Below are 20,377 nucleotides of genomic sequence, written 5' to 3'. Positions count from 1 at the left end.
CCGGGGAGAGGGTCGGGGTGAGGGGCAGCCCAGCAGCGCATGCCCCGGTATAGCCCCTCACCCCAGCCCTCTCCCCGGAGGGGAGAGGGAGCCTAGAAGAATGCCCGACCACGCGACGTCCTCGTCCCCCGCAGTTCAGGCCCAGCTCGACCGCCTTACCGCGCTGTCGCCCGGCGCCGACATCCTCGGCCTCGAGCGCATCACCGCGCTCCTGAGCCGCCTCGGCGACCCGCATCTCAACCTTCCCCCGGTGTTTCACGTAGCCGGCACCAACGGCAAGGGCTCGACCTGTGCCTTCCTCCGCGCCGCGATCGAGGCTGCCGGGCACAGCGTCCACGTCTATTCCTCGCCCCACCTCGTCCGCTTCAACGAACGCATCCGCCTCGCGGGCAACCTGATCGAAGACGACCTGCTCGCCGCGTTGCTGGCCGAAGTTCTCGACCAAGCCTCAGACCTGCAAGCCAGCTTCTTCGAAGTCACCACCGCCGCCGCGTTCCTCGCCTTCGCGCGCACGCCGGCTGCCGCGACGATCGTCGAGGTCGGCCTGGGCGGCAGGCTCGACGCGACCAACGTCATCCCCAACCCAGTCGTCACCGGCATCGCCGCGCTCGGCATCGACCACCAGTCGTTCCTCGGCGACACGTTGCTAGAGATCGCCGGCGAGAAGGCAGGCATCGCCAAGCCCGGCGTGCCGCTGGTCACGATGGACTATCCCAAGGCCCTCCGCGCGAAGATCGCCGCCGTCGCCGATGCCGTTGGCGCACCGGTGTTCGCCCGCGGCACCGCCTGGACCAGCGAAACCGCGCGATCGACCGTCCGCTACGAGGACACCGGCTTTTCGGTCGTCACCAACCGCCCCCGCCTCGTCGGCGCGCACCAGTCCCGCAACCTCGCGCTCGCGATCGCGATGCTCCGTCACCAGGGCGCGCTGCACGTTCCCGAAGCAGCGATGCGCGCCGCCGCCGACTGGGCGCACTGGCCCGCGCGGATGCAGCGATTGTCGGATGGCTCGCTTCTCGCGCGATTGCCCAAGGGCAGCGAGCTATGGCTCGACGGCGCACATAATCCCAACGCCGCGCAACCGGTCGCGCGCGCGCTGAGGACGCTAGCCAAGGGCCGCCCGGCTACGTTGATCCTCGGCATGCTCGCGAACAAGGATGCGGACGCCGTGATCCGCATCCTGTCGCCTTCGGTCGGCCACGTCATCGCCATCCCCGTCCCCGGCCACGCCCATCATGCGCCCGAGGCACTTACGACGCTCGCACGATCGTTCGGAAAGACCGCTGGAATAGCCGCGAGTCCCAGTGAAGCGCTAGCCTCGATCGCCGCGCAAACCGACCAACCGCAACTCGTGCTGATCGCCGGCTCGCTCTACCTTGCCGGTGAAGTGCTCGCTGCAAACGACCAACCGCCGGACTGAGTTCTTATTGCTATTGACTATCAATAACCAACGGGCGAGTTTGTGGCCACCACCACGGAGTCGCGTGAATGACCGATACCCGCCCCAATTCGACGACCAACTCGACGGCCGCCTCGACACAGACCATCGCCAGCGCGACCTCGCTGCTGCCCCACGCGCTACCGCCTTGTGAAAACGCGCGAATCGCCTTGTTCGCGATGCGGCGGATGGGCGCGCACGGCCTCGCCGATGCCCGTGCCTCGCACACGATGTTCACCGCGTTCGGGCAAGGCTTCCGTCGCCCGCTGGTTCTGCTCAGGGCACTGATGGCGGACCTTGCCGGCACCTCGGCGGGTACGATCGCGATAGCCCCATGCTGCTGCGCGCGGATGACGCCGGCGGAATCGGCGATGCTGTCGGTACTCGCGCGCGTCGAGACCGCGCCCGAGACCGCACGCTATCTGATGGCCGACCTGCTCGGCGTCCGCCGCATCGATGGCGTCCTCGCCAGCGCCGCCGCGGTCGCCGCAGCCTTCGCCGACGAGGGTCGCCCGATCACGGTGTAGCGGCGGGGGCGCCCGGGGTTTCGTCTGCGCGCGCCCGGCGGACGCTCTCGACCACGAACCCTTGCCGCCACAAGATCCACAGCAGCACGAGGCCGGGGATCGCGACGACCATCGTCAGCATCCAGAACCCCGGCCACCCGAGCGCGGTGGCCGCATAGCCGGCAGGGGCCGCCAGCCACGTCCGCCCGACCGCGGCGAACGAGGACAGCAGCGCGAACTGGGTCGCTGTGTAGGCGAGGTTCGACAGACCCGATAGATACGTCACGAACACGGTCAGGCCGATCCCGCTGGTCACCTGCTCCGTCGCCACCGCGATCGTCAGCCACGTGTTCGAATGGCCGTGCCAGGCGAGGATCACGAAGGTGAAGTTGCTCAGCATCATCAGCACGCCCGAGACGAACAGCGCGCGGCCGAGACCGAGCCACGCCATGAACGGCGCGCCAAGCGCGGTACCGACGATCAGCCCCCAGAAACCGACCAGCTTGTTGATCGCGATGAACTCGGTGTCACTGAACCCGAGCTCGACGATCATCGGGTTCAGCATCCCCTGCCCCATCGCGTCGCCGAGCTTGTAGATCAGCACGAACAGCAGGATCAGCACCGCACCGCGCCGCTGGAAGAATTCGCGGAACGGGCCGATGATGGTATCTTCGAGCCAGCGCCCGCCGGTCTCGTGCGGCTGCTTGGCCAGCACGCGATCGTGGAGGCCTCGCCCGGCCCAAAGAGCGGCAAGCGCGCCAGGAATGACGCAGAACGCGGTCAGGCCGTAGCCGAGTGCCCAGCCCAGCCCCAGGCCTTCGGACGACGCGATCGCGATCGTGCCGACGCCTGCGGCCAGATTTCCGAGGCGGTAGCCGAACTGGTTGTTGGCGGTGCCGTGCGGCAGTTCGTCCTCCGGCAGGATCTCGATGCGATAGGCGTCGATGACGATGTCCTGGGTCGCGCCGAGGAACGCGGTGACGATCGCCCAGAACGCGAAGACGCCGAGATGCTCCTGCGGCGCGCTGAACCCGAGCATCCAGACCGATCCGAACAACAGCGCCTGGACCACGAACAGCCATGCGCGGCGCTGTCCAACCAGCCGCGTCAGGATCGGGATCTCGAACCGGTCGATGAACGGCGCCCACAGGAACTTCAACGTGTACGGGGTGGTCAGGCCGATCGCGAACCCGATCGTCTTCTTGTCGATACCGACCTTCGACAGCCAATAGCCCATCGTCCCGAGCAGCAAGGCCAGCGGAAAGCCGCTCGATATGCCGAGCAGCAACGCGGCGATCGGCCTCGGCCGAAGATATGGTGCGAGCGTGGCCAGAACGGAGCGGCGTTCGACAGGATCGGGGGCTACGGTATCGGTGGACATGCGCCGACCATAGCGCGCTGTCCGGGCGAGGGAAGACGTTAGCCGATCAACGTCACGCCGTCCGCGGAAACAACGTGAAGCCAGACGGCACGCGCGTCGGCTTACCACCGCCAAGCATAGCCTCGATCGCCTCGATCGCCGCAATCAGGTCGCGCGGCATGTACGGCTTGGCCATGCAGCCGGCGGCGAGCGTGGTCGCTTCGACCGGGCAGCTTCCCGTCACGAACATCACCGGCACGCCACGGGCCTGTGCCGCGCGTGCGACATCGATGCCCGAACCGTCCGCGAGGTTCACGTCGACCAGCACCAGATCGATCACCGTGTCGCTCGCCAGGATCGGCAAGGCCTCAGCGACCCGGTCGATCGTTGCGACGATCGTGAACTTCGCGTCGGTCAGGAAATATTCGGTGTCGAACGCGACCAGCGGTTCGTCCTCGACCACGAGGAGCCGGACGATCTGCCGCTTCTTCTTCCCGAACAACATCGCCGAAAGACCCCCGGACGCGAACGAAAGGTCGTTACGCTCGCGAGTTCTAACGCACCGCCGCACGAACGGTCGCAAATATTTTCGCGCTGGACGCCGATCCATAGTATCAGCCGCGCCATGACGACTTCAAAAGACGATAACCCGACTGCCAGCCCGTCGAACGACGCGCCCGCAACCTCCCCCGAAACGCCCGCCGCACCGATCAAGGGCGACCGTATCGCCAAGCTGCTCGCACGCGCCGGGATCGCCTCGCGCCGCGATATCGAGCGGATGATCGCCGAGGGCCGCGTCGCGCTCAACGGCAGCATTCTCGACACGCCGGCGACGATCCTGCGCAACCTCAACGGCGTGACGGTCGACGGCGACCCGGTCGAGGCACCCAGTTCGGCTCGGCTGTTCCTGTATCACAAGCCGACCGGGCTGCTCGTCACCGAGCGCGATCCCGCCGGGCGCACGACGATCTACGACCGCCTGCCGCGCGAACTGCCGCGGCTGGTGCCGGTCGGACGGCTCGATCTTAACACCGAGGGGCTGTTGCTGATGACCACCGATGGCGGTCTCAAGCGCCAGCTCGAACTGCCCGCAACGGGTGTCGAGCGCGCCTATCGCGCACGCGCATACGGCAACATCACGCAGCCGCAGCTCGAGGAACTGATTGAGGGGATCGAGATCGAGGGCGTGCGCTACGGCTCGATCAATGCGAATATCGAGCGGCGCACTGGTGCCAACGTATGGATCGAGATGATCCTGACCGAGGGCAAGAACCGCGAAGTCCGCCGCGTGCTGGAGCATCTCGGGTTGCAGGTCTCGCGGCTGATCCGGACGCGCTATGGCCCGTTCGTGCTCGGCGATCTCGCACCGGGGCAGATCGGCGAGGTGCTGCAGCACGATGTCGTCGCGTTCCAGAAGGAGCTGGCGAAAGGCAAGCCCGAGGGTCCGGGTGCGCGTGCGAACATCGGGATCAGCGCGAGTGCCGGTGCGGGGGCCGGGATCGGCGCGCGCTCTAGCCAGCGGGGCAGCAATGCGCCGCGACCTGCTCCGACGACGCGGCCGGCGCCGGGTGCGCGTCCGGTTTCGGGTGCGCGGCCTGCTGTTGGTGCGCGTACGCCGGTTCGCAGTCCGTACGCGGCACCTGCAAGCTCTGGCTTTTCGAACGGCGCGGTACCGACCGATCGGCCTTCGCGACCGGCACGGCCCGAGCGGATCCGTCCGACCGCGGCGATGCAGCGCGGCGACGTCAACGATCCCTGGGCTCGGCCCGACACACGCAACGCGGCGCGGCCGAGCGGGACGCATCACGCCCGGCCGACGAGTGGCGAGATGTCCAAGCCCTATGTGCGGCAGGAGCGTGCGGACCGCGGCGAGGAACTGAGCACGAGCCCGAAGATCAAGCATTTCCGCGCCGCAAAGCCACCGCGGGAGCGCGCTGCGCCGTCGCGCGTCGGCGCGGGCGCTACCGTGCAGCGTCAGGAGCAACCGCGGGGCTTCCGTCCGCAGGCCGACGATACGCGGGGACGCAGCTCGCTCGACAAGCGTGCGGCGCGGAGTGCCACCGGGCGTCCGGGTGCGGAGCCACGGCCCGTACGCTCGGAGGGTCCGGCGCGGCCTGAACGCGGCAGTCGTCCTACGGCACCGGGCAAGGGTCCGTCGGGAGGGCGCGGTCATCCGCCCCGTGCACCACGTGGAGGGAAGCGCTGATGCGGATCATCGCAGGACTGTACCGCGGCCGTCAGATCGCCGCACCGAAGGGTGACACCACCCGTCCGACCGCCGACCGGATGCGCGAGACGTTGTTCTCGATGCTGACCAGTCGGGTCGGAAGCTTCGAGGGATTGGCGGTCGCCGATCTCTTCGCCGGCTCGGGCGCGCTTGGGATCGAGGCACTCTCGCGCGGTGCGGCGACGTGCATGTTCGTGGAGTCGGACAAGCTGGCGGTCGATGCGTTAAAGGCGAACCTCGCCAAGCTCGAGATCCGCGGGGATGTCCGCGCGACGTCGGTAATGGCGCTCGGGCCCGCGCCGGCGCCGCTCGACGTGATCCTGATGGACCCGCCGTACAGCACCGGTGCCGGACTGGTCGCGCTCGACAAGCTGTCGCGACTGGGTTGGGTCGGGCCGGCGACGTGGATCAGCCTGGAGACGGCGAAGGCCGAGGTCGTCGAACTGGCCGGCTTCGAGATCGACGCCACGCGCGTGCACGGCAAGGCGCGGCTGACGCTCTTGCGGCCAGTCTCCGCGTAAAAGAATGCTCTCCCGCAGAAGCGGGAGAGCATTCTATTTGTCGGTCGTGCGGCCGAGGATCAACAGCCCGCCAAGGCTCAGCACCCCGGCCGCCATCAGATACCCACCGACCAGCCACAACCCATGCGGGGCCAGTGCCTCCGCGACGATCGGCGCCAGCGCACCGCCCAGCACGCCGCCAAGGTTGAACGTCATCGACACGCCGGTGTAGCGCACCCCCGCCGGAAACAGGCTTGGCAGCCAGCCACCGAGCGGGCCGTAGGCGAACCCCATCACGAACAGCGCGCCCGACAGCCACAGCCACACCGTGAACAGCGATCCCGAGCCCAGCATCGGCCCCATCAGCGCGCCGACACCGATGCACCCGGCAAACCCGATCGCGAGCATCCGTGCTGCTGAATGCCGGTCCGCGAGCACGCTCGCGACGATCACGCCGCCCGCCAAGAACCAGATCGCGACGAGTTCAACGCCGAGGAAAGCCTCGCGTGAATAGCCGAGCGTCTTGGTGCCGTAGCCAAGCGCGAAGGCGGTCGCGAGATAGAACAGCGCGAAGCATGCGATCACACCGAACGTGCCCGCCAGCGTCGCGCGGAGGTGCTGCGTCAGCAACGTCGCGATCGGCACCTTGGGCAGTGCCTCGGTAGCCTCCGCTTCCAGGAACGCTGGCGTCTCGGTCAGCTTGAGCCGCACCCACAGGCCAAGCCCGACCAGGATCGCGCTGAGCAGGAACGGGATGCGCCAGCCCCAGGCGATGAACTGCGCCTCGTCGAGCACGAGGCCGATGATCAGGAACAGCCCGTTCGCGGCCAGGAAGCCGACGGGCGCACCGAGCGGCGGGAACATGCCCCAGGTGTTCTTGCGGTGCGGCGGCGCGTTCTCGACCGCCAGCAAGGCCGCCCCGCCCCATTCGCCGCCAAGCCCGAGCCCCTGCCCCAGCCGCATCAGGCACAGCAGCGCGGGGGCTATCCAGCCGACCTGCGCATAAGTGGGAAGGAAGGCAATCCCGACGGTCGATCCGCCCATCAGCAACAGCGACGCAACGAGCGTGGACTTGCGCCCGATCCGGTCGCCGAAATGCCCGAACACGATCGCGCCGACCGGGCGCGCAACGAAGGCCAAGCCGAACGTCGCATAGCTCAGCAGCAACTGCGCCGACGCGGACTGGCCCGAAAAGAACAGCGGCCCGAACACCAGTGCCGCGGCGGTCGCGTAGATATAGAAATCGTAGAACTCGACCGCGGTGCCGACCAGGCTGGCGGCGAGGATGCGGCGGTGGGAAGCGAGCGTCGTCATGGATACGGTCTCGCCGCGGTCGTCCTCGGGGTCAACCGATTGCGGCTTACAATCCTCCCCCGCCAGGGGGAGGTGGCGCGTAGCGACGGAGGGGGAGGACACCCGACCGGGGTTACCCTCTCCTCCCCTCCGTCTGGCAAGCGCCAGCCACCTCCCCCTTGCGGGGGAGGATCAGACTGGGAGGACTATGCGTGCGACCAAGCCCGGCGCGTTATCGGCGAGTTCGAAGTGGCCATCGTGGAGCCGCGCTACCGCTTCGATCAGCGCCATGCCGAGGCCGGCACCGGGGGTGGACCGCGCGCTGTCGAGGCGGCCGAAGCGCTTCAACGCCTGGGCACGGTCGGAGGCGGCGATACCGGGGCCGCGGTCCTCGACCTGAATCGCGACGCCGTCGGTGCGGTGGACGATCCGCAGTGTGACTTCGCCACCGCCAGCGCCGTGGCGTAGCGCGTTGTCGATCAGGTTGGTGATCGCTTGGCTGATGAGTTCGCGGTGCAGCTTCATCGGCGGTGGGCGGTCGTCGATCGCGATCGTGAAGACGAGGCCGGCATCCTCTGCGACGGGCGCGTAGAGTTCGCCGATCTCTTCGAGCAGGTTCGCGGGCGAGACCTCGATGAAGCGATCGCGCGATACCGAGCCCGAACGGCTGATCTCGATCACCATCGTCAGCATTCGCATGACGAGGTCGGTCTCGACCAGCAGGCCACCCAGCGCCGCTTCCCGAGCGTCGGGGTCGGCGATCAGGACCGCCTGCTCGGTCTTGGTGCGCAGGCGTGCGAGCGGGGAGCGGAGGTCGTGTGCGAGGCTGTCGGTAACGATCCGCAGTTCGGCCATCACGCCTTCGAGCTTGCCCAGCATGACGTTGAGCCGTGCGGCGAGGCGGTCGAACGCGTCGCCTCCGCCCGCGATCATGTCGACGCGGCGCGACAGGTCGCCTTCGCCAGCCGCCTCGATCGCCTTGGCGATGCCGTCGAGACGGCGGCTAACGTATCGCGTGAGGACCAGCCCGCCGACCACACCGAGCGCCAGCGACAGGAAAACGGCGACCGCGAGCGCACGTTCGATCGCGCGCTCCTCCGCGGCGATCAGGTCGAGATTTCGACCGGTCAGGAGCCAGTAGCTGCCTAGCGGATGGAGCGCGTACCCCGTCTCGCGTGCGGACCAAAGTTCGTCTGCTCCGAGTCGCGCGATGCGAAACTGCGTGATGCGGAGCGGGACTGCGAGGCGCTCGGGCGCGATGCCGACGACTGCCCTGCCCTTCGGGTCGACTACCGCGAGGACGAGCGAGACGTCGCCGGGGACGACTGCGCTGTCGATCGCCTGACGGATCGCGGGGAGGCCACCGTTACGCCAGACCGCGCGCAGGGCTTCGGATTGTTCGGTGGTCTCGCGCCGGATCGCGTCGATCGCGTCCGCGCTGGTGGTCTTCCAGACGAAACCGACCAGCGCGAGGTTGGAGATCAGCGCCAGCGCGATCGAGAGCAGCGCGATTCGGGCTGTTACCGAAAGGCGAATCACCCTTCTACGGCGAGCCGGTAGCCTGCGCCGCGGACCGTGTGGAGGATCGGCGTCGGGAAGCCTTCCTCGAGCTTGCGGCGGAGACGGCCGATATGGACGTCGACAACGTTCGAGCCCGGGTCGAAATGATAGTTCCAGATCTTCTCGAGCATCATCGTCCGCGTCACGACCTGGCCGGCATGGCGGGCGAGGAATTCGAGCAGGTTGAACTCGCGGGCGCCGAGCGGGATCGAGCGGCCGGCGCGGGAGACGGCGCGAGCGAGCAGGTCGATCTCGAGGTCACCGACCGAGAGCTTGGTCTTCTGCGGCTCGGTCGCGGCACGGTCGGAGCGACGGAGCATGGCCTCGATCCGCGCCGAGAGTTCGGCGAACGAGAAGGGCTTGCACAGATAGTCGTCGGCGCCGGCCTTGAGGCCATCGACCCGGTCGTCGACGGCGGCGAGTGCGGACAGGATCAGGACCGGCGTCGCGATGCCCGCGGCGCGGATCGCGCTGACCATCGACAGGCCGTCGAGGCCCGGCAGCATGCGGTCTGCGATGATGAGATCGAAAATGCCTTCGCTGGCGAGGAACAGGCCGTCGCGGCCGTCTGCACACGCTTCGATTGCATGGCCGGCCTCGGCCAAGCCCTTGGCAAGATAGGCGGATGTCGAGGCGTCGTCCTCGACGATCAGGATCTTGCGGCTCAACGCGGTATCACCTTCCCTGCCACCGATTTCGGTCACCATCTCCTGCCCTTATAAACGGAAAGGCCGGCGGAAAGAACCCTTCCCGCCGGCCCCCACGGTACCCCCGGGAGTGACGGGCACCGATCTCTGGAAACTCATGCGGCCGTTGCTGGCCACGTGTTGGTTCTAGGATCGGGCGGGGGTCAGGGCGATGACCGAGGGGTGACAATTTCGTCATGTTAATGGTTGTTGTGGGGCTCGATACGAAACCGTCCGAGAAATCTACCCCACCCCTACCCCGTCATCCCGGCGAACGCCTGGACCCATGGTTGCGGAGTGGGGGGTGGTAGCACGCTCTCGCTTGGTCCACCGTATCCGTGGGTCCCGGCGTTCGCCGGGATGACGGATGAGGGGGCGAGGGCGCGGCCCATAACTGGGGCCCCGCTTCCGCGGCGGAACACACTTACTTCTCGTCGAGGATCGCTGCGATTGCGGCGCCCACATGCGCGATGTCGGCCATGCCGTCGACACGGTGGACCAGGCCCCGTGCGTCGTAGATCGGCAGGATCGGCGCCGTCTTAGCGCGGTATTCGGCCATGCGGTTGTGGACCGTTTCCGCATTGTCGTCGGGACGGCGCTTGAACTCGGTCGAGCCGCATACGTCGCAGACGCCGGCCACGGCCGGCTTCTTGTAGCGATCGTGATAGCCAGTGCCGCATTTGGCGCAGGTGTAGCGGCCGACGACGCGGTCGATCAGCGCGGCTTCGTCGACGCCGAGTTCGATGACATAATCGAGGGTCCGGCCACGATCGGCGAGCAGACCGTCGAGCGCTTCCGCCTGTGCCGCGGTGCGCGGATAGCCGTCGAAGATGACGCCGTTGGCCGTGTCCGGCTGGTTGAGACGCTCGCCGATGATGCCTGACACGATCTCATCAGACACGAGACCGCCCGATTCCATGACGGACTTCGCCTGAAGGCCGACCGGCGTTCCGGCGGCGACCGCTGCGCGCAGCATGTCGCCGGTCGAAAGCTGGACCATGCCACGCTCGTTGACGAGCGTGGCGGCTTGCGTGCCCTTGCCCGCGCCGGGCGGTCCAAGAAGGATGATATTCACGAAACGCACTCCCCTCGTTCGTGCAGGATTTTTACCGCGTTAGACGCGCGGCTTAGCGAAGTCGATTGCCCTTGAGCTTCGCCTTCTTGATCAGGTCGCCATACTGGTGCGCCAGCAGGTGCGACTGGATCTGCGTCACCGTGTCCATCGTCACGTTGACGACGATCAGCAGGCTGGTGCCACCGAGGTAGAACGGGATCTGCAACGCGGTCACCAGATATTCGGGCAACAGGCAGATGATCGTCAGATACGCCGCGCCGATGACGGTGATGCGCGTCAGCACGTAATCGAAGTAATTCTCGGTGTTCTTGCCCGGGCGGATGCCGGGGATGAACCCGCCATTGCGCTTCAGGTTGTCGGCGGTTTCCTCGGGGTTGAAGACGACCGCGGTGTAGAAGAACGAGAAGAAGATGATGCCGGCGCCGTACAGCAGCATGTACACAGGGCTACCGTGCTGCAGGTACTGGTTGAGGGTGATGATGAAGTCACCCCACTTCGACTCGCCCGCGACGCGCTGACCGGCGAACTGCGAGATCGTCAGCGGCATCAGCAGCAGCGACGACGCGAAAATCGGCGGGATGACGCCGGCGGTGTTGATCTTCAGCGGCAGATGGCTGCGATCGGCCTGCATGCCGCGCTGCGTTTGACGCTTGGGATACTGGATCAGGATGCGGCGCTGCGCGCGCTCCATGAAGCAGATGAAGAGGATCAGCACGACCACCGCGACGACGATGCCGATCAGCTTGATCGGATCGAGCGAGCCCGAGCGGCCGCCTTCGAGCAGGTTGACGAGCGTGACGGGCAGATGCGCGACGATGCCGGCCATGATGATCAGCGAGACACCGTTGCCGATACCGCGGCTGGTGATCTGCTCGCCGAGCCACATCAGGAACATCGTACCGCCGATCAGCGAGATGACCGCGGCGACGCGGAACATCATGCCGGGCTCGATGACCGCCTGGATGCCCTGTGCGGCACCGAGCGTCTCAAGGCCGACGGCGATGAAATAGCCCTGCACCGCGGTCAGACCGACGGTGCCGTAGCGCGTGTACTGGTTGAGGCGCTTGCGGCCCGATTCGCCGTCCTTCTTGATGGCGGCGAGCGTCGGCGACAGCGACGTCGCGAGCTGCACCACGATCGAGGCGGTGATGTAGGGCATCACGCCGAGCGCGATCAGCGACATGCGGCTGAGCGAGCCACCCGAGAAGGTGTTGAAGAAATCGAGCACGCCGCCCTGCGTCTGCTGCGAGAGCAGGCCGAGCGCGGTCGGGTCGACACCCGGCAGCGGGACATAGCTGAGCAGGCGGAAAATGATCAGCGCACCGATCGTGAACCACAACCGCTTCTTGAGGTCGGTCGCCTTCGCGAATTTCGAAAGGCTGATGCTTTGCGCCATCTGGTCGGCTGCGGATGCCATGCGTGTGATCGTCCTGGAAACAAAGAAGGCGGGATGCGTTGTGACCGCCCCCGCCGCTCATATAGGCGCACGGGCGCGCTTGTCTAATGGCTAGGTGGCCTAAGTGCCCACTCCGTTCGTCCTGAGTAGACGCTGAGCTTGTCGAAGCGGCGTATCGAAGGACCCGCTCGCTTGGGACAGATCCTTCGATACGGGTCTTCGGCTTCGCTCAGCCCCTACTCAGGACGAACGGGGATGAGGGTCGCCCCTACCCGTTCGTCGTGAGCGAAGTCGGAGGATAGTGCCCCGAAGGAGGTACACTTCGACTACGCGAAGAGCGAACGGAAGAGAGGAGCACTCCGGGCAAACAAAAAGGGGGCGGGTGCATCAGCACCCGCCCCCTTTAGTCCGGCTTAAGCCTTGAACGACGCCTTGTGCGCCGCACGCTCCTTGTACTTCACGCCCTTCTTGGCGGCAGCCTTCTCGGCTGCGGGGACGAAGTGGATCACCTCGACCTTGCCGCCGATCTTCTCGACCGCCTCGATCGCGCCCTTCGACGCGCCGTCGACGGTGAACGAGAGGACCGTGGTCAGCTCGCCCTTGGCGAGGAGGCGGACGCCGTCCTTGCCGCCGCGTGCCAGGCCAGCGGCCTTCAGCGCGTCGTGGTCGAGCGTGGCGTTAGCCTCGATCTTGCCGGCGTCGACCGCGAGCTGGATCGCGCCGAGGTTGACCTCTGCGAAGTCCTTGCGGAAGATGTTGTTGAAGCCGCGCTTAGGCAGACGCATGTGCAGTGGCATCTGGCCGCCTTCGAAGCCGGCGATGGAGACGCCCTCGCGGCTCTTCTGGCCCTTCTGGCCGCGGCCTGCGGTCTTGCCCTTGCCCGAGCCGATGCCGCGTCCGACGCGCATCTTGGACTTACGGGCACCTTCGTTATCGCGGAGTTCGTTGAGCTTCATGGTAATGCACTCGCTTTCGCTTGTTACGCGCTGGTTTGAAATCGCCGGGTTCGAATCCGGAAATGAGGAAGGGGGCCGTTAGCCCCCTTCCCGGTATTTGTCACTAGGTAGCGAGAAGGCTCAGCCTTCGACCGACACCATGTGCTGCACCTTGCGGATCATGCCGCGGACCTCTGGGCTGTCTTCCAGCTCGCGGGTCTTGTGCATCTTGTTGAGACCGAGACCGATCAGCGTTGCGCGCTGGTCCTTCTCGCGGCGGATCGGCGAACCGGTCTGCGTAATCTTGATGGTTGCCATGATCGCTTACTCCGTGATCGCAGCTGCATCGGCCTCGGCGGTCTTCGAACCACCATGGCCGAGCAGGTCGGCGATCTTCTTGCCGCGACGCTGTGCGACGGCCTTGGGCGAGGTCTGCTCGCCAAGGGCCTCGAACGTGGCGCGGATCATGTTGTAGGGGTTCGACGTGCCGACCGACTTGGTCACAACGTCCGCAACGCCCAGCGATTCGAAGACTGCGCGCATCGGGCCACCGGCGATGATGCCCGTACCCTGAGGCGCGGACCGCAGCGTGACCTTGCCGGCACCGAAGTGACCGTTGCCGTCATGATGCAGCGTGCGACCGTCCTTCAACGGAACGCGAACCATCTTCTTCTTGGCAGCAGCCGTCGCCTTCGAGATGGCTTCCGGCACTTCGCGTGCCTTGCCATGACCGAAGCCTGCACGACCCTTGCCGTCGCCGACGACGACGAGCGCCGCGAAGCCGAAGCGCTTACCGCCCTTGACCGTCTTCGAGACGCGGTTGATGTGCACCAGCTTCTCGATCAGCTCTTCGCCGCCATCGTCCGCACCGGGACGACCGCCACGATTGTCGCGACCGCGACCGCCGTCGCGACCACCGCGGTTGCCGCCTGGGCCACCGCTGCGGTTGCCGCCGGGGCCACCACGACCACCGCCGCCGCCGCCACCGGGACCGCCGCGACCGCGACCGCCACCGTTGTTGCCCTGGTAGCCAGTGCTCTGCGGGACATTCTGAGCCGTGACGTCCTGGGCGGTCGTCTCGGGAGCGATTACTGCCGGCGTGTTGTTTTCGTCAGCCATGTCTTAGAACTCCAATCCGGCTTCGCGCGCGGCATCGGCAAGAGCCTTCACGCGACCGTGGTAGAGGAAGCCGCCGCGATCGAACACGACCTGGGTCACGCCCGCTGCCTTGGCAGCCTCGGCGACGCGCTTGCCGACCGAAGTCGCCGCGTCGATGTTGGCGCCGGACGTGCCGCGCACGTCCTTCTCCAGCGTCGAGGCCGATGCGACCGTCGTGCCGGCGGCATCGTCGATCACCTGAGCATAGATGTGCTTGCCCGAGCGATGCACCGACAACCGCGGACGGGTGCCTGCACGTGCGCGGAGCGCGGTACGGTTGCGGCGACGCCGCTTGGCGAAAAGAGAAAGTCCCTTGGTCATTACTTCTTCTTCCCTTCCTTGCGGAAGATGAACTCGCCGTCGTACTTGATACCCTTGCCCTTGTAAGGCTCAGGCTTGCGCCACTGACGAATTTCCGCGGCCAGCTGACCGACCATCTGCTTGTCCGAACCCGAGATCTCGATCGTCGTGTTGTCGGGGGTCTTGACTTCGATCCCCTCCGGCACGTCGATGTTGACGTCATGGCTGTAGCCGAGCTGCAGCTTGAGGTTGCGACCCTGTGCTGCGGCACGATAGCCGACGCCGGTGATCAGCAGCTTCTTGGTGAAGCCTTCCGACACGCCGGTGACCAGGTTCTGCACCATGGTCCGCTGCATGCCCCAGAACGCGCGAGCGCGCTTGGTGTCGTTGGCCGGCTGCACCGAAATGCCGCCGTCTTCGATCGTGTAGCTGATCTCGTCGCGAAGCGGCATTTTGAGGGTACCCTTGGGACCCTTCATCGTCAGCTGCTTGTTCTCGATGGTCGGCGTGATGCCTGCCGGTACGGTGACCGGCTTCTTACCAATGCGGCTCATCAGAACACCTCCGCGAGGACTTCGCCGCCGACGTTCTGCTCGCGTGCTTCGGAATCCGAAAGCACGCCGCGGGGCGTCGAGACGATGGTGATGCCGAGGCCGTTACGGACGCGCGGGAGTTCCTGCGAGCCGGAATAGACGCGACGGCCGGGCTTCGAGACACGCGCGACATGCTTGATCGCAGGCTGGCCCTCGAAATACTTCAGCTCGATGCGAAGGCCGGCCGCGGGGCCCATCTGCTCTTCGCTATAGCCACGGATATAGCCTTCGCGCTGCAGAACGTCGAGCACGCGGACGCGCAGCTTCGACGCCGGCGTCAGGACGGAGTCCTTCTTCGCGCGCTGGCCATTACGGATACGGGTGAGCAAATCACCCAGGGGATCGGTCACTGCCATGATTTAGTCCTTACCAGCTCGACTTCGTGACGCCGGGGATGAGGCCCTTGTTGGCCAGATCGCGCAGCTGAATACGGCAGAGCCGGAACTTGCGGTAATAGGCGCGCGGGCGACCGGTCAGCTCGCACCGGTTACGGATGCGGGTCGGGTTCGCGTTGCGCGGCAGTGCCGCCATCTTGAGGCGAGCGATCAGACGCTCACCGTCGTCGAGCGTCTTGTCCGCTGCGATTGCCTTCAGTGCCGCGTACTTCGGGGCATACTGCTTGACCATGCGCTTGCGGCGCTCGTTCTTGTTGACTGAACTCAGTTTCGCCATCGACTTAAGTTCTTTCTTTCCTGAAGCGCCGCCCGTGACACGAGGTCAGGGGCGGCGGTTGGTAGTTAAGCTGCCTTCTTCTCGTCGGCAGCGTCGTCTTCGATCGGGAACGGGAAACCGAACAGACGAAGAAGCTCGCGAGCCTCGTCGTCGGTCTTTGCGGTCGTCGTCACGATCACATCCATGCCGCGGACCTTGTCGACCCGGTCATAGCTGATTTCTGGGAACACGATCTGCTCCTTGATACCGCAGGCATAGTTGCCACGGCCATCGAAGCTCTTCGGGTTGAGCCCGCGGAAATCGCGGACGCGGGGAAGAGCGATCGTGATGAAACGGTCGAGAAACTCGTACATGCGCTCGCGGCGAAGGGTGACCTTCACGCCGATCGGCATGCCTTCACGCAGCTTGAACTGCGCGATCGACTTCTTGGCCTTCGTCACGACAGGCTTCTGGCCGGCGATCAGCTCCATTTCGGAAGCAGCCTGGTCGACCTTCTTCTTGTCCTGCGTGGCTTCGCCGACGCCCATGTTCAGCACGATCTTGTCGAGCCGCGGGATCTCCATGACGTTCTTGTAACCGAACTTCTCGGTCATCGCCTTGATGATCGTCTCGTCGTACAGCTTGCGCATGCGCGCAACGTAGACGGCCTCGGTGCCGGTGTTCTCAGCGCCAGTGTCCTGATCAACCATTGATCTTCTCCCCGGTCTTGACGGCGACGCGGACCTTCTTGCCGTCCTGCTCCTCGAAGCGGACGCGGGTCGGCTTGCCGTCGGCGGTCACGTGCGCAACCTTCGAAACGTGCATCGGTGCTTCCTTGCGGATCAGGCCACCCTGCGGGTCACCCTGAGTCGGCTTGGTGTGGCGCACGGCGATGTTGACGCCCGATACGACGACCTTATCGGTCTTCGGCATGGAGACGGTGACTTCACCGGTCTTGCCCTTGTCCTTGCCGGACAGGACGATGACCTTGTCACCCTTCTTGATACGCTGCGACGCCATTACAGCACCTCCGGCGCAAGGCTGATGATCTTCATGTGCTTCTTGCCGCGCAGCTCGCGAACGACTGGGCCGAAGATACGGGTGCCGATCGGCTCCTCGTTCTTGTTGACCAGCACCGCGGCGTTGCCGTCGAAGCGGATGACCGTACCGTCTGCACGGCGGATATCCTTGGCGGTACGCACGATCACCGCGCGGTGAACGTCGCCCTTCTTCACACGGCCACGTGGCTGCGCTTCCTTGATGCTGACGACGATGATGTCGCCAACGCCTGCAACACGACGCTTGGAACCCCCAAGCACCTTGATGCACTGCACCCGCTTCGCGCCGCTGTTGTCAGCGACGTCGAGATTGGACTGCATCTGGATCATGGATCCGTATCCCTTCTCTGTCTCTGGGGTCGATACCGACCGAACCCCGCCTAAAAAATCACCCCGCCACGGACGAACCGCAGCGGGGAGGAGCGGCCGCTTAGCCGTTCCAGTTTACGAAAACAAGAGCGCAGGGAGTTGCCCCCCTGCCCTCGTGTTTGATTCAGCCCTCGGCCGAAGCCCGCTCCGGCGTCGCGTGGGTGTTGACCCGCTCGATCACCTTCCAGGTCTTCAGCTTGGAGATCGGTGCGGTCTCTTCGATCCGCACGGTCTCGCCCTGCTTGAACTCGTTGCTCTCGTCATGAGCATGATACTTCTTCGAGCGACGGATGATCTTCCCGTAGAGCGGGTGCTTCACCTTACGCTCGACGTTCACGACCACCGTCTTGTCGCCCTTGTCGGACACGACCAGACCGGTCAGCACGCGCTTCGGCATGATACGTTCCTTACTTCGCGGCTTCAGCGCTGGTGCGCTGAGCCTGCAGGGTCTTGATGCGAGCGATGTCGCGGCGGACCTCACGAACGCGGCTCGGCTTTTCGAGCTGGTTCGTGGCGGCCTGGAAGCGCAGGTTGAACTGCTCGCGCTTCAGTTCGCCGAGCGACTCCGACAACTGGTCGTCGCTCTTGGTCTTCATGTCGTCGATACGAGCCATGATCTTACTCGCCTCCCAGATGCGAGGTGTCGCCCAGGCGGGCAACGACCTTTACCTTGATCGGCAGCTTCATGGCCGCCCGCTCGAACGCCTCGGCGGCGATCTTGCCGTCGACGCCGTCGAGCTCGAACAGGATCCGACCCGGCTTGACGCGAGCGGCCCAGTATTCCGGCGCGCCCTTGCCCTTACCCATGCGGACTTCGGCTGGCTTCCCCGAGACCGGAAGGTCTGGGAAAATGCGGATCCACAAACGCCCCTGGCGCTTCATGTGACGCGTGATCGCGCGGCGGGCCGCCTCGATCTGGCGTGCGGTGATCCGGTCGGGTTCCATAGCCTTCAGGCCGTAGGAGCCGAAATTGAGCGAGAAGCCACTCTTGGCGTCGCCCGAAATCTTGCCCTTGAAGGCCTTCCGGAACTTGGTCTTTTTTGGTTGCAGCATGTCTGTTCCTGCCCCTTAGCGACGATCGTCGCGCTGCGGCCGCACGCCGGAGGTCTGAGCCTCCATCATGATGCGGTCGTACGACGTCGGATCGTTGCCGAGAATCTCGCCCTTGAAGACCCAGACCTTCACGCCGCACACGCCGTAGGACGTGTGCGCCGTAGCCTCGGCATAATCGATGTTCGCGCGCAGCGTGTGCAACGGAACCCGACCCTCACGATAGCTCTCCGACCGTGCGATCTCGGCACCGCCGAGACGGCCACCGCAGTTCACCCGGATGCCCTCGGCACCGAGACGCATCGCCGACTGGACCGCACGCTTCATGGCGCGACGGAAGGCGATACGACGCTCGAGCTGATCGGCGATGCCCTGCGCGACGAGACGCGCATCGACTTCCGGCTTGCGGATCTCGACGATGTTCAGCGACACGGTCGACGACGTCATCTTGCCGATCGTCGAACGCAGCTTCTCGATGTCCGCACCCTTCTTGCCGATGATCACGCCGGGGCGTGCAGCGAAGATGGAGATGCGGGCCAGCTTGGCCGGACGCTCGATGACCACCTTGGAGATCGCGGCCTGCGGCAGCGTCTTCATGATGAATGCGCGGATCTTGAGATCCTCGAGCAGGAGCCGACCATAGTCGGCGCCTTCGGCGTACCAGCGGCTATCCCAGGTACGGTTGATCTGCAGACGCAGACCGATGGGGTTGCTCTTCTGACCCATTATGCTTCTTCCTGCTCGCGCACGACGATGCGCAGACGGCTGAATGGCTTGAGAATGCGGGTCGACTTGCCGCGGCCGCGGGTAGCGAAGCGCTTCATCGTGATCGACTTGCCGACCGAAGCTTCGGCGACGACGAGAGCGTCGACGTCGAGGTTATGGTTGTTCTCGGCGTTGGCGATGGCCGAGGCCAGCACCTTGCGCGCTTCGATCGCCATGCCCCTGGTCGAGAAGGCGAGGATGTTCATCGCATCGCCGACCTTCTTGCCACGGATCAGCGCAGCCACGAGGCCGAGCTTCTGCGCGGAACCACGAATCTGCGTACCGACCGAAAGCGCCTCGTTGTCCGCGACCTTGCGCGGGCTGACTTGCTTAGACATCAGCGCTTGCCCTTCTTGTCGGCGGAGTGGCCGGGGAAGTAGCGCGTGGGCGCGAACTCACCGAGCTTCATGCCGACCATGTCTTCGTTGACCGAGACGGGCACGAACTTGCGGCCGTTATAGACGTTGAACGTGAGACCCACGAACGACGGCAGGATCGTCGAGCGACGCGACCAGGTCTTGATCGGCGAACGCGCGTTGGTGTCCTGGGCGGTTTCTGCCTTCTTGAGCAGATGAAGGTCCACGAAGGGGCCCTTCCAGACTGAACGAGCCATGTTAGCCCTTCCTCTTCGTCGAATGACGCGACCGGATGATCATCTTGTCGGTCGACTTGTTATGACGCGTGCGCGCACCCTTCGTCGGCTTGCCCCAAGGCGTAACCGGATGACGGCCACCCGAGGTCCGGCCTTCACCACCGCCGTGCGGATGGTCGACCGGGTTCTTGGCGACGCCGCGCGTCAGAGGACGGATACCCATCCAGCGCGAACGGCCTGCCTTGCCCAGGTTCTGGTTCTGGTTGTCGGGGTTCGAAACCGCGCCAACCGTCGCCATGCAATCGCTACGGATGTAGCGCTGCTCGCCCGAGTTCAGGCGGACCATCACCATGCCCTTGTCGCGACCGACGACCTGCACGTACGTGCCGGCCGAACGGGCGATCTGGCCACCCTTCATCGGCTTCATCTCCACGTTGTGGACGATGGTGCCGACCGGCATCTGACCGAGTTCCATGGCATTGCCTGGCTTCACGTCGGTCTTCTTGGCCGCGAGGACCTTGTCGCCGACGGCCAGACGCTGCGGCGCCAGGATGTAGGCGAGTTCCTCGTCCGGGTACTTGACCAGGGCGATGAACGCGGTGCGGTTGGGATCATACTCGATCCGCTCGACAGTGCCTTCGACGTCCCACTTGCGACGCTTGAAGTCGATGTAGCGGTACTTCTGCTTGTGACCGCCGGCGATGCCGCGCGAGGTCACATGGCCCTTGTTGTTACGACCGCCGGTCTTGTGCTTACCTTCGGTCAGCGCCTTGACGGGGCGACCCTTCCAGAGCGACGACTTGTCGACCAGGATGAGACCACGGCGTGCCGGCGATGTCGGATTATAATGCTTGAGTGCCATGGC

Annotated in this window: 28 protein-coding genes; 4 read left to right on the top strand and 24 right to left on the bottom strand. The window is 65.5% G+C overall.

Translation table 11 applies throughout. The features are described from left to right. Positions 1-100: 100 nt before the first annotated feature. Positions 101-1,420 carry a folylpolyglutamate synthase/dihydrofolate synthase family protein gene (locus E5673_RS06855; RefSeq protein ID WP_136189407.1) on the top strand — a complete coding sequence of 440 codons (1,320 nt, stop codon included), beginning with the start codon at positions 101-103 and terminating at the stop codon, positions 1,418-1,420. A gap of 68 nt (positions 1,421-1,488) precedes the next feature. Next, entirely contained in the window at positions 1,489-1,965 is a 477-nt protein-coding gene (locus tag E5673_RS06850) for a DUF6628 family protein (RefSeq protein WP_247599614.1), read from the top strand. On the opposite strand, the gene E5673_RS06845 is transcribed toward E5673_RS06850, so the two are convergent. Both E5673_RS06845 and E5673_RS06840 read right to left on the bottom strand, forming a co-directional pair. Beyond that, on the bottom strand, positions 1,955-3,325 hold the full coding sequence (locus E5673_RS06845; RefSeq protein ID WP_136189406.1) for an AmpG family muropeptide MFS transporter: 1,371 nt from the start codon (positions 3,323-3,325) through the stop codon (positions 1,955-1,957). The two genes, E5673_RS06850 and E5673_RS06845, sit on opposite strands and share 11 nt — an antisense overlap. 52 nt (positions 3,326-3,377) lie before the next feature. Beyond that, positions 3,378-3,809: a response regulator gene (locus E5673_RS06840; RefSeq protein ID WP_056060487.1), complete on the bottom strand. Its 432-nt coding sequence runs from the start codon at positions 3,807-3,809 to the stop codon at positions 3,378-3,380. A 120-nt stretch (positions 3,810-3,929) separates the two neighbouring features. Here E5673_RS06840 and E5673_RS06835 point away from each other — a divergent pair, with 120 nt between their 5' ends. Both E5673_RS06835 and rsmD read left to right on the top strand, forming a co-directional pair. Continuing rightward, complete coding sequence (locus E5673_RS06835) at positions 3,930-5,510, top strand: pseudouridine synthase (RefSeq protein ID WP_136189405.1); 1,581 nt, start codon at positions 3,930-3,932, stop codon at positions 5,508-5,510. Beyond that, positions 5,510-6,052: a 16S rRNA (guanine(966)-N(2))-methyltransferase RsmD gene (gene rsmD / locus E5673_RS06830; RefSeq protein ID WP_136189404.1), complete on the top strand. Its 543-nt coding sequence runs from the start codon at positions 5,510-5,512 to the stop codon at positions 6,050-6,052. The genes E5673_RS06835 and rsmD overlap by 1 nt, the downstream gene beginning before the upstream one ends. Before the next feature lie 33 nt (positions 6,053-6,085). Here the strand turns inward: rsmD and E5673_RS06825 are convergent, their stop codons facing one another. The 22 genes from E5673_RS06825 to rplB form a co-directional block, all read right to left on the bottom strand. Next, positions 6,086-7,345 carry an MFS transporter gene (locus E5673_RS06825; protein WP_136189403.1) on the bottom strand — a complete coding sequence of 420 codons (1,260 nt, stop codon included), beginning with the start codon at positions 7,343-7,345 and terminating at the stop codon, positions 6,086-6,088. A 171-nt stretch (positions 7,346-7,516) separates the two neighbouring features. Continuing rightward, the gene (locus tag E5673_RS06820) at positions 7,517-8,863 is read right to left on the bottom strand and encodes a HAMP domain-containing sensor histidine kinase (protein ID WP_056486867.1); all 1,347 of its coding nucleotides are present in this window, start codon (positions 8,861-8,863) and stop codon (positions 7,517-7,519) included. Then, positions 8,860-9,552 (bottom strand): response regulator transcription factor, encoded by a 693-nt coding sequence (locus tag E5673_RS06815; protein WP_056050249.1) that lies wholly within the window; start codon positions 9,550-9,552, stop codon positions 8,860-8,862. Before E5673_RS06815 ends, E5673_RS06820 begins: the two co-directional genes overlap by 4 nt. Positions 9,553-9,994: 442 nt before the next feature. Next, the gene (locus E5673_RS06810) at positions 9,995-10,645 is read right to left on the bottom strand and encodes an adenylate kinase (protein ID WP_136189402.1); all 651 of its coding nucleotides are present in this window, start codon (positions 10,643-10,645) and stop codon (positions 9,995-9,997) included. Positions 10,646-10,697: 52 nt separating this feature from the next. Continuing rightward, complete coding sequence (gene secY / locus E5673_RS06805) at positions 10,698-12,062, bottom strand: preprotein translocase subunit SecY (RefSeq protein WP_055872627.1); 1,365 nt, start codon at positions 12,060-12,062, stop codon at positions 10,698-10,700. A gap of 392 nt (positions 12,063-12,454) precedes the next feature. Next, positions 12,455-12,997, bottom strand: coding sequence for a 50S ribosomal protein L15 (gene rplO, locus E5673_RS06800; RefSeq protein ID WP_056047631.1), 543 nt, complete (start codon positions 12,995-12,997; stop codon positions 12,455-12,457). Between the two features lie 120 nt (positions 12,998-13,117). Continuing rightward, complete coding sequence (gene rpmD, locus E5673_RS06795) at positions 13,118-13,294, bottom strand: 50S ribosomal protein L30 (RefSeq protein WP_055872633.1); 177 nt, start codon at positions 13,292-13,294, stop codon at positions 13,118-13,120. A 6-nt stretch (positions 13,295-13,300) separates the two neighbouring features. After that, positions 13,301-14,095, bottom strand: coding sequence for a 30S ribosomal protein S5 (gene rpsE, locus E5673_RS06790; protein ID WP_060524133.1), 795 nt, complete (start codon positions 14,093-14,095; stop codon positions 13,301-13,303). Positions 14,096-14,098: 3 nt separating this feature from the next. Continuing rightward, positions 14,099-14,455 carry a 50S ribosomal protein L18 gene (gene rplR, locus E5673_RS06785; RefSeq protein ID WP_031393749.1) on the bottom strand — a complete coding sequence of 119 codons (357 nt, stop codon included), beginning with the start codon at positions 14,453-14,455 and terminating at the stop codon, positions 14,099-14,101. Beyond that, positions 14,455-14,988: a 50S ribosomal protein L6 gene (rplF, locus tag E5673_RS06780; RefSeq protein WP_056047628.1), complete on the bottom strand. Its 534-nt coding sequence runs from the start codon at positions 14,986-14,988 to the stop codon at positions 14,455-14,457. The genes rplR and rplF overlap by 1 nt, the downstream gene beginning before the upstream one ends. Beyond that, positions 14,988-15,383, bottom strand: a complete 396-nt coding sequence (gene rpsH, locus E5673_RS06775) for a 30S ribosomal protein S8 (protein WP_031393751.1) — start codon at positions 15,381-15,383, stop codon at positions 14,988-14,990. Before rpsH ends, rplF begins: the two co-directional genes overlap by 1 nt. A gap of 10 nt (positions 15,384-15,393) precedes the next feature. Beyond that, positions 15,394-15,699, bottom strand: a complete 306-nt coding sequence (gene rpsN / locus E5673_RS06770; protein WP_056015537.1) for a 30S ribosomal protein S14 — start codon at positions 15,697-15,699, stop codon at positions 15,394-15,396. A 65-nt stretch (positions 15,700-15,764) separates the two neighbouring features. Beyond that, positions 15,765-16,328 carry a 50S ribosomal protein L5 gene (rplE, locus tag E5673_RS06765; protein ID WP_082441396.1) on the bottom strand — a complete coding sequence of 188 codons (564 nt, stop codon included), beginning with the start codon at positions 16,326-16,328 and terminating at the stop codon, positions 15,765-15,767. A gap of 52 nt (positions 16,329-16,380) precedes the next feature. After that, complete coding sequence (gene rplX / locus E5673_RS06760; RefSeq protein WP_056047623.1) at positions 16,381-16,698, bottom strand: 50S ribosomal protein L24; 318 nt, start codon at positions 16,696-16,698, stop codon at positions 16,381-16,383. Continuing rightward, entirely contained in the window at positions 16,698-17,066 is a 369-nt protein-coding gene (gene rplN, locus E5673_RS06755; protein WP_031393755.1) for a 50S ribosomal protein L14, read from the bottom strand. Before rplN ends, rplX begins: the two co-directional genes overlap by 1 nt. Positions 17,067-17,229: 163 nt before the next feature. After that, complete coding sequence (gene rpsQ / locus E5673_RS06750) at positions 17,230-17,502, bottom strand: 30S ribosomal protein S17 (RefSeq protein WP_031393756.1); 273 nt, start codon at positions 17,500-17,502, stop codon at positions 17,230-17,232. 10 nt (positions 17,503-17,512) lie between these two features. After that, complete coding sequence (gene rpmC, locus E5673_RS06745) at positions 17,513-17,719, bottom strand: 50S ribosomal protein L29 (RefSeq protein ID WP_055872644.1); 207 nt, start codon at positions 17,717-17,719, stop codon at positions 17,513-17,515. Positions 17,720-17,723: 4 nt separating this feature from the next. Beyond that, the gene (gene rplP / locus E5673_RS06740; RefSeq protein ID WP_031393758.1) at positions 17,724-18,158 is read right to left on the bottom strand and encodes a 50S ribosomal protein L16; all 435 of its coding nucleotides are present in this window, start codon (positions 18,156-18,158) and stop codon (positions 17,724-17,726) included. Positions 18,159-18,173: 15 nt separating this feature from the next. After that, complete coding sequence (gene rpsC, locus E5673_RS06735) at positions 18,174-18,881, bottom strand: 30S ribosomal protein S3 (RefSeq protein ID WP_055872646.1); 708 nt, start codon at positions 18,879-18,881, stop codon at positions 18,174-18,176. Then, positions 18,881-19,258, bottom strand: a complete 378-nt coding sequence (rplV, locus tag E5673_RS06730) for a 50S ribosomal protein L22 (RefSeq protein ID WP_136189401.1) — start codon at positions 19,256-19,258, stop codon at positions 18,881-18,883. The genes rpsC and rplV overlap by 1 nt, the downstream gene beginning before the upstream one ends. Beyond that, the gene (gene rpsS / locus E5673_RS06725; protein WP_031393761.1) at positions 19,258-19,533 is read right to left on the bottom strand and encodes a 30S ribosomal protein S19; all 276 of its coding nucleotides are present in this window, start codon (positions 19,531-19,533) and stop codon (positions 19,258-19,260) included. Before rpsS ends, rplV begins: the two co-directional genes overlap by 1 nt. Before the next feature lies 1 nt (position 19,534). Further along, positions 19,535-20,374, bottom strand: coding sequence for a 50S ribosomal protein L2 (gene rplB / locus E5673_RS06720; protein ID WP_055872649.1), 840 nt, complete (start codon positions 20,372-20,374; stop codon positions 19,535-19,537). Positions 20,375-20,377 lie beyond the last annotated feature (3 nt).

The sequence above is a fragment of the Sphingomonas sp. PAMC26645 genome (assembly GCF_004795835.1).
In the GTDB taxonomy this organism is placed as follows: domain Bacteria; phylum Pseudomonadota; class Alphaproteobacteria; order Sphingomonadales; family Sphingomonadaceae; genus Sphingomonas.
This window is presented reverse-complemented; position numbering and strand designations above follow the sequence as displayed.

Bases quoted from the DNA above. Each gene is read 5' to 3' on its own strand.
- rpsQ (WP_031393756.1), bottom strand. From the start codon at position 17,502: ATGCCGAAGCGCGTGCTGACCGGTCTGGTCGTGTCCGACAAGGGCGAC.
- rsmD (WP_136189404.1), top strand. From the start codon at position 5,510: ATGCGGATCATCGCAGGACTGTACCGCGGCCGTCAGATCGCCGCACCG.
- E5673_RS06850 (WP_247599614.1), top strand. From the start codon at position 1,489: ATGACCGATACCCGCCCCAATTCGACGACCAACTCGACGGCCGCCTCG.
- rpsE (WP_060524133.1), bottom strand. From the start codon at position 14,095: ATGGCTGACGAAAACAACACGCCGGCAGTAATCGCTCCCGAGACGACC.
- rpsH (WP_031393751.1), bottom strand. From the start codon at position 15,383: ATGGCAGTGACCGATCCCCTGGGTGATTTGCTCACCCGTATCCGTAAT.
- rpsS (WP_031393761.1), bottom strand. From the start codon at position 19,533: ATGGCTCGTTCAGTCTGGAAGGGCCCCTTCGTGGACCTTCATCTGCTC.
- rpmD (WP_055872633.1), bottom strand. From the start codon at position 13,294: ATGGCAACCATCAAGATTACGCAGACCGGTTCGCCGATCCGCCGCGAG.
- rplE (WP_082441396.1), bottom strand. From the start codon at position 16,328: ATGCGCAAGCTGTACGACGAGACGATCATCAAGGCGATGACCGAGAAG.
- rplP (WP_031393758.1), bottom strand. From the start codon at position 18,158: ATGCTGCAACCAAAAAAGACCAAGTTCCGGAAGGCCTTCAAGGGCAAG.
- E5673_RS06835 (WP_136189405.1), top strand. From the start codon at position 3,930: ATGACGACTTCAAAAGACGATAACCCGACTGCCAGCCCGTCGAACGAC.
- rpmC (WP_055872644.1), bottom strand. From the start codon at position 17,719: ATGGCTCGTATCGACGACATGAAGACCAAGAGCGACGACCAGTTGTCG.
- rplV (WP_136189401.1), bottom strand. From the start codon at position 19,258: ATGTCTAAGCAAGTCAGCCCGCGCAAGGTCGCGGACAACGAGGCGCTT.
- E5673_RS06840 (WP_056060487.1), bottom strand. From the start codon at position 3,809: ATGTTGTTCGGGAAGAAGAAGCGGCAGATCGTCCGGCTCCTCGTGGTC.
- rplX (WP_056047623.1), bottom strand. From the start codon at position 16,698: ATGGCGTCGCAGCGTATCAAGAAGGGTGACAAGGTCATCGTCCTGTCC.
- E5673_RS06855 (WP_136189407.1), top strand. From the start codon at position 101: ATGCCCGACCACGCGACGTCCTCGTCCCCCGCAGTTCAGGCCCAGCTC.
- rplB (WP_055872649.1), bottom strand. From the start codon at position 20,374: ATGGCACTCAAGCATTATAATCCGACATCGCCGGCACGCCGTGGTCTC.
- rpsN (WP_056015537.1), bottom strand. From the start codon at position 15,699: ATGGCGAAACTGAGTTCAGTCAACAAGAACGAGCGCCGCAAGCGCATG.
- E5673_RS06825 (WP_136189403.1), bottom strand. From the start codon at position 7,345: ATGACGACGCTCGCTTCCCACCGCCGCATCCTCGCCGCCAGCCTGGTC.
- rpsC (WP_055872646.1), bottom strand. From the start codon at position 18,881: ATGGGTCAGAAGAGCAACCCCATCGGTCTGCGTCTGCAGATCAACCGT.
- rplO (WP_056047631.1), bottom strand. From the start codon at position 12,997: ATGAAGCTCAACGAACTCCGCGATAACGAAGGTGCCCGTAAGTCCAAG.
- E5673_RS06845 (WP_136189406.1), bottom strand. From the start codon at position 3,325: ATGTCCACCGATACCGTAGCCCCCGATCCTGTCGAACGCCGCTCCGTT.
- rplR (WP_031393749.1), bottom strand. From the start codon at position 14,455: ATGACCAAGGGACTTTCTCTTTTCGCCAAGCGGCGTCGCCGCAACCGT.
- rplF (WP_056047628.1), bottom strand. From the start codon at position 14,988: ATGAGCCGCATTGGTAAGAAGCCGGTCACCGTACCGGCAGGCATCACG.
- rplN (WP_031393755.1), bottom strand. From the start codon at position 17,066: ATGATCCAGATGCAGTCCAATCTCGACGTCGCTGACAACAGCGGCGCG.
- secY (WP_055872627.1), bottom strand. From the start codon at position 12,062: ATGGCATCCGCAGCCGACCAGATGGCGCAAAGCATCAGCCTTTCGAAA.